Source organism: Streptomyces colwelliae (genome assembly GCF_048158785.1).
In the GTDB taxonomy this organism is placed as follows: domain Bacteria; phylum Actinomycetota; class Actinomycetes; order Streptomycetales; family Streptomycetaceae; genus Streptomyces.
On record NZ_JBLTJC010000533.1, the window covers coordinates 1 to 5747 of the forward strand.

At 68.4% G+C, this 5747-nt stretch carries 6 protein-coding genes; 5 read left to right on the forward strand and 1 reads right to left on the reverse strand.

Annotated features, from left to right (window positions below):
- From ACNFOC_RS49960 to ACNFOC_RS49970, 3 genes are all read left to right on the forward strand, one after another.
- Nucleotides 1-483: DUF4937 domain-containing protein (locus ACNFOC_RS49960; RefSeq protein ID WP_416965633.1), on the forward strand; the 483-nt coding region annotated here is incomplete at its 5' end.
- A 140-nt stretch (nucleotides 484-623) separates the two neighbouring features.
- Nucleotides 624-1283 (forward strand): histidine phosphatase family protein, encoded by a 660-nt coding sequence (locus ACNFOC_RS49965; RefSeq protein WP_416965634.1) that lies wholly within the window; start codon nucleotides 624-626, stop codon nucleotides 1281-1283.
- Nucleotides 1284-1295: 12 nt separating this feature from the next.
- Complete coding sequence (locus ACNFOC_RS49970; RefSeq protein ID WP_416965635.1) at nucleotides 1296-2210, forward strand: ADP-ribosylglycohydrolase family protein; 915 nt, start codon at nucleotides 1296-1298, stop codon at nucleotides 2208-2210.
- A 207-nt stretch (nucleotides 2211-2417) separates the two neighbouring features.
- Here ACNFOC_RS49970 and ACNFOC_RS49975 read toward each other — a convergent pair whose 3' ends face one another.
- On the reverse strand, nucleotides 2418-3965 hold the full coding sequence (locus tag ACNFOC_RS49975) for an MFS transporter (protein ID WP_416965636.1): 1548 nt from the start codon (nucleotides 3963-3965) through the stop codon (nucleotides 2418-2420).
- 185 nt (nucleotides 3966-4150) lie between these two features.
- On the opposite strand from ACNFOC_RS49975, the gene ACNFOC_RS49980 reads away from it, so the two are divergent.
- Nucleotides 4151-4774, forward strand: a complete 624-nt coding sequence (locus ACNFOC_RS49980) for a TetR/AcrR family transcriptional regulator (RefSeq protein WP_416965637.1) — start codon at nucleotides 4151-4153, stop codon at nucleotides 4772-4774.
- A gap of 82 nt (nucleotides 4775-4856) precedes the next feature.
- Nucleotides 4857-5558, forward strand: a complete 702-nt coding sequence (gene rnhB, locus ACNFOC_RS49985; protein WP_416965638.1) for a ribonuclease HII — start codon at nucleotides 4857-4859, stop codon at nucleotides 5556-5558.
- Nucleotides 5559-5747 lie beyond the last annotated feature (189 nt).

Genomic DNA, 5747 nt, shown 5'->3' on the forward strand with positions numbered 1-5747 from the left:
GCGCGGCCAGGGGTGGCACACATTTTCGCGTTCTGGGAAAGCCGTGCCTTCTACGACTCCTTCATGGCCCGGTCCCACGACCGGCTGGCGTCGGCCCAGGCGGGCACCTTCAAGGACGCGCAGGTCAAGCTGTTCGACCACCGCTTCGACGTGAAGACCGGCTTCGAACCGCGCTTCACCGACGCCGACCTGGTGCGGGTGGCCCTGTGCCGCGTCCACGAGGAACGCGCCGAGCACTTCACGCTGATGCAGGAGAAGGTCTGGAACCCGGCGATGGCCGGTTCCCCCGGCATGCTCCGAGGGCTGTTCGGCGAGGCCCCGGGACACGAGTTCATGGTGCTGTCGATGTGGCACTCGGCCGCCGAGCACGGCAAGTACCGCACCGAGCGGGTCGAGCGGCTCGCCCTACGGGCCCAGATCGAGGCGGACGTCGCCTCCCTCACGGGCGACATCGTGCAACTGGAACCGTCCTGGACGGTTTGAAATCCGAACTGACGTCATCGGCGTCCCGCTGTGTGAATCGTGCGCCCCTATGTGGCCGATCGGGCAGAATTCGTGTGACCTACGCCGTATGGAGCCCGTACGAGTGCTCGATATGCCCTCACTCGATCTAGGGTTTTGGCATGGCACGACCACGGCGCATCGTCCTTGTCCGGCACGGCGAGTCAACGGGCAATGTTGATGACACTGTGTACGAGCGTGAACCCGACCATTCCCTGGCGCTGACCGACCAGGGCTGGCGACAGGCGGAGGAGACTGGAAAGCGGTTGCGGGAGGTGTTCGGCCGCGAGCGCATCAGCGTGTACGTCTCCCCGTACCGACGTACGCACGAGACCTTCCGCGCCTTCCACCTCGACCCCGACCTCGTCCGCGTACGCGAGGAGCCACGGCTGCGCGAACAGGACTGGGGGAACTGGCAGGACCGAGACGACGTACGCCTCCAGAAGGCGTACCGGGACGCGTACGGGCACTTCTTCTACCGCTTCGCCCAGGGTGAGTCCGGTGCCGACGTCTACGACCGCGTGGGCGGCTTCCTGGAGAGCCTGTACCGCAGTTTTGAGGCCCCCGACCACCCGCCGAACGTGCTCCTGGTGACACACGGCCTGGCGATGCGGCTGTTCTGCATGCGCTGGTTCCACTGGACGGTCGCGGAGTTCGAGTCCCTGTCGAATCCGGGGAACGCCGAGATGCGGATGCTCGTTCTGGGAGAGGACGGCAGGTACGCGCTGGACCGGCCGTTCGACAGCTGGCGAGACCCGGAGCCGTACGGGATCACCGGATAGAGTGGCGGACCGATGATCGCTGACTCCTCTTCCGACACTCCCGACCGGCGCCTGGACCGCGCCCTGGCCAGCTTGCGTGGACTCGCCGTGGGCGACGCGCTGGGCTCACAGTTCTTCGTCCCCGCGAACCACCCGCTGCTCAAGCGCCGCGAACTGCCCCCGTCGCCCTGGCAGTGGACGGACGACACGGAGATGGCCTGCTCCGTGGTCGCCGTCCTGGCCGCCCACCACCGCGTCGACCAGGACGCCCTGGCGCACTCCTTCGCCGAACACCACGACTTCGACCGCGGCTACGGCCCCGCGGTCAACCGGCTGTTGCGCCTCGTCCGCGAAGGCGGCGACTGGCGCGAACTGTCCGCAGCGCTCTTCAACGGACAGGGATCGTGGGGCAACGGCGCGGCGATGCGTATCGCGCCCCTGGGTGCCTGGTACGCGGACGACCCCGAGCAGGCCACCCACCAGGCGGAGATCTCCGCCTACCCCACGCACCAGCACCGTGAGGCCGTGGTCGGCGCCATGGCCGTCGCCGCGGCCGCCGCGCTGGCCGCGGCTCCCAGCGGCCCGCCCAGTGCCGAGGCACTTCTCGACGGCGTCATCGCACTCGTACCGAAGAGCGCCGTCGGTGCGGGCCTGCGGCGCGCCCGGGACATGCTCGACTACGCCGATCCGGGCACCGTCGCGGCCGTACTCGGCTGCGGACGTCGTACGTCCGCTCACGACACGGTCCCCTTCGCGCTCTGGTCGGCCGCGCGCGGCCTCAGCGACTACGAGGGGGCGTTCTGGGGCACCTCCCAGGTCGGCGGGGACGTGGACACCACCTGCGCCATCGTGGGCGGCGTGATCGCCGGCGGGAAGGCGGGGACGCCGCCCGCCGAATGGCTGGAGCGGACGGAGTCGCTGCCGGGCTGGGTTCCGGTGTCCGTCTGACGTCCTCGCTTTTCCACCGGGCGGCGCCGCCCGCATCCGGATGAAACTCTCTGTGCCTGTTGGGAACTCTCCGTGACCGCCCGCCCGTTGTCGTGGCAGTTGCTGTGCGACACATGGGTCCGCACGGACAGGACACGACAGTCGGGGGGCGCGGTCATGAGGTTTTCGCTGGTATTGATGGGCCGGGCCCCGACAGGGCCCGGCCGGTCAGCCGCCCCCCGCGCCCGCCGTGCCCGCGAGTGCGTCGAGGTCGCTCTTGCGGACCCGGATCACCAACCAGGCGGTGACCAGGGCGAGTACGGCCATCGCGGCGGCCGGTACGAAGGCCGTCGAGATGCCGTGCGCGAGCACCTCGTGCCCCCATGGCGCGGGCAGTTGGTGCGTCTTGGAGAACGTCGCTTTCTGCTCAGCCGATCCGTCGGCCAGGAACTTCGGCAGCTGCTTCTTCGCCTCGTCCTTGCCTGCCGAGCCGAACACCGTGGTCAGGATGGACAGACCGAGCGAACCGCCCACCTGCTGCATGGCGTTGAGCAGCGCGGAGGCCGCGCCCGCTTCGTGCTGGGCGACACCGGAGACGGCGGTCACCGTCAGCGTCACGAAGTTCAGGCCCATCCCGAAGCCGAACACGAGCATCGGGCCGAGCACTCCGCCGACGTACGAACTGTCCGAGCTGATCAGGGTCTGCCAGGCCAGCCCGATCACCGCGAGCGTCGACCCGATGAGCATGAAGGGCCGTGGCCCGAGCACCGGGAGGAACCGTTGGGACAGCCCCGCGCCGGCCGCGATCACGACCGTCACCGGCAGGAAGGCGAGACCCGCCTGGATCGGGGTGTACCCCAGCACGTTCTGCACGAAGAGGACGATGTAGAAGAACATGCCGAACATCGCAGCGGCCAGGCTCAGCATGATCACGTACGTGCCCGAGCGATTGCGGTCGGCGAACATCCTGAGCGGAGTGATCGGCTCCTTGGCCCGGGACTCCGTGATCACGAAGGCCAGCAGCAGGACGACCGCCGCGGCGAAGGAGCCGATGGTCAGGCTGTCGCGCCACCCCTTGTCGGCCGCGCGGATGAAGCCGTAGACGAGGGACGCCATGCCCGCCGTCGAGGTCAGCGCGCCCGTGATGTCGAAGCGGCCGGTGTGGCGTTCGGACTCGTTGATGTACAGCGGTGTGAGCACGGCGATCAGTACGCCGATCGGCAGGTTGACGAAGAACACCCAGCGCCAGTCGAGCCACTCGGTGAGCATGCCGCCCGCGAGCAGACCGATCGCGCCGCCGCCCGCCGAGACCGCGGCGAAGACTCCGAACGCCCTGTTCCGCTCCGGGCCTTCGGGGAACGTGGTGGTGATCAGTGCCAGCGAGGTGGGCGACGCGATCGCGCCACCTACGCCCTGCAGCACGCGCGCGGCCAGCAACTGCCAGGGTTCCTGGGCGAGACCGCCGAGCAGCGAAGCGAAGGTGAAGAGCAGGATGCCGGTGGTGAACACCCGCCGCCGGCCGAGGATGTCACCGGCTCGGCCGCCGAGAAGCAGCAGGCCGCCGAAGGTGAGCGTGTAGGCGCTGACGACCCAGGTGAGGTCGGTGGTGCTGAAACTGAGTGCGGCTTGAATGTGCGGGAGCGCGATGTTCACAATCGTCGCGTCGAGTACCACCATGAGTTGGCAGGCCGCGATGACCGCGAGTGCGATGCCGGGATGCCCCTCCCGGCGGGCCGCTCCTGGCTTTGGGTGCTGAGTCAACTGAGAGGTTGTCACTATGGGTCCCCCACAAGTGTGTTAGTGAACGCTCGCGTTCACTGCCGCGTCAACGGTAGTGAGTCCCCGACAGTGAACGCAAGCGTTCACTTAACTCGCCTTCGTGCGGCTCGTCCCCGTCGTTGCCACGTGACGCATCCCTGATCCCCGGAATCCCCATTCCACTGCTCGCTGGAGACACTCAGATGGTTACTTCGGGCTGGACGGCCGCCCCCGCTCAGACGGCCTCCCTCCGACGCCGCGGCGCCGTGCTCGAACGCGCGATCCTGGACGCCGCGTTGGAACAACTCGGCACGGTCGGATGGAACGCGCTCACGATGGAAGGCGTCGCCGCCCGCGCCCAGACCGGCAAGGCCGCGGTCTACCGGCGCTGGTCGTCCAAGGAGGACCTCGTTGCGGATGCGCTGCAGGCAGGGCTGCCGCGCCTGAACGAGGCACCCGACCTCGGGAGCGTGCGTGAGGACCTGCTGACGTTGTGCGCGCAGGCGCGCGACGCGATGTACTCGCGCCCCGGATACGCCTTGCGCTCGGTGATTCACGAATGCGACACCGCCCAGGCGGAGCGCTTCCACGGCGTGATCTTCGAAGGGGTCGTGGAGCCGACGATCCGACTGCTCGGGGAGGTGATCAACCGTGGAATAGAGCGGGGTGAGGTCCGCTCCGACGCCTCCAACAGCTATGTCCTGGACGCCATCCCGGCGATGATGATGTACCGCTCGAAGATGTGCGGCAGTGAATGGGGCGACCACGACATCGAGGAAATGATCGACCAGTTGATGGTTCCGCTGCTCCGGCCCGGCGGTGCGTAAAGCCGGATCGGAACGGTCTTCGGCGGGCTCGGGGAAACCCGGGTGTCGCAGGGGGTTCCGAGCGGCGTACCCTGAGGGCGCCATGCCGTACGAACCACCCACTCATGCCGTCGAGCGCTCACTCCGCGCCACGACCGGCGCCAAGGTCATTGCCGGCGTCGACGAGGTGGGGCGCGGTGCGTGGGCCGGCCCCGTCACCGTCTGCGCGGCGGTCACCGGACTGCGCCGACCGCCCGAAGGCCTCACCGACTCCAAGCTCATCGCGGTCAGACGACGCACCGAACTCGCCGAAGAACTCCGCAAGTGGGTCACGGCCTACGCCTTGGGGCACGCCTCCCACGAAGAGATCGACGACCTGGGGATGACGGCCGCGCTCCGTCTCGCCGCGGTGCGGGCCCTGGAAGCCTTGCCCGTTCGCCCCGACGCGGTCATCCTCGACGGGAAGCACGATTACCTCGGGGACCCCTGGCGGGTCCGTACGGTGATCAAGGGCGACCAGTCGTGCGTGGCGGTCGCGGCCGCTTCGGTGATCGCCAAGGTTCAGCGCGACAAAATGATGGCCGAACTGGGCATCGACCATGCAGACTTCGCTTTCGCGGCCAACGCCGGGTATCCCTCACCCGTGCACAAGGCCGCACTGGAGGAGCGGGGCCCCACCCCGTACCACCGGTTGTCATGGGCGTATCTTGATGCGCTGCCCCAGTGGCGGCACCTCAAGAAGGCCCGCAGTTGGGCGGAGGGAAACGTTCCGCAGATCGAGGGCCAGCTCGGCTTCGACTTCTGACCGTTCCGCTCGCACTCATGTGCCACCCGCTGCCGCAAGTCGCACCAGTGTTTGGCGGACAAGGCGGTCCACGCCCTGTCGTTGACGCACCCAGCGCGCCGGCAAGCTCCTGTCGGCGTTCGTCGACGACCTGTCGAACTGGTACGTCCGCCGCTCCCGTCGCCGCTTCGCCGTCGGCCTCGACGGGGA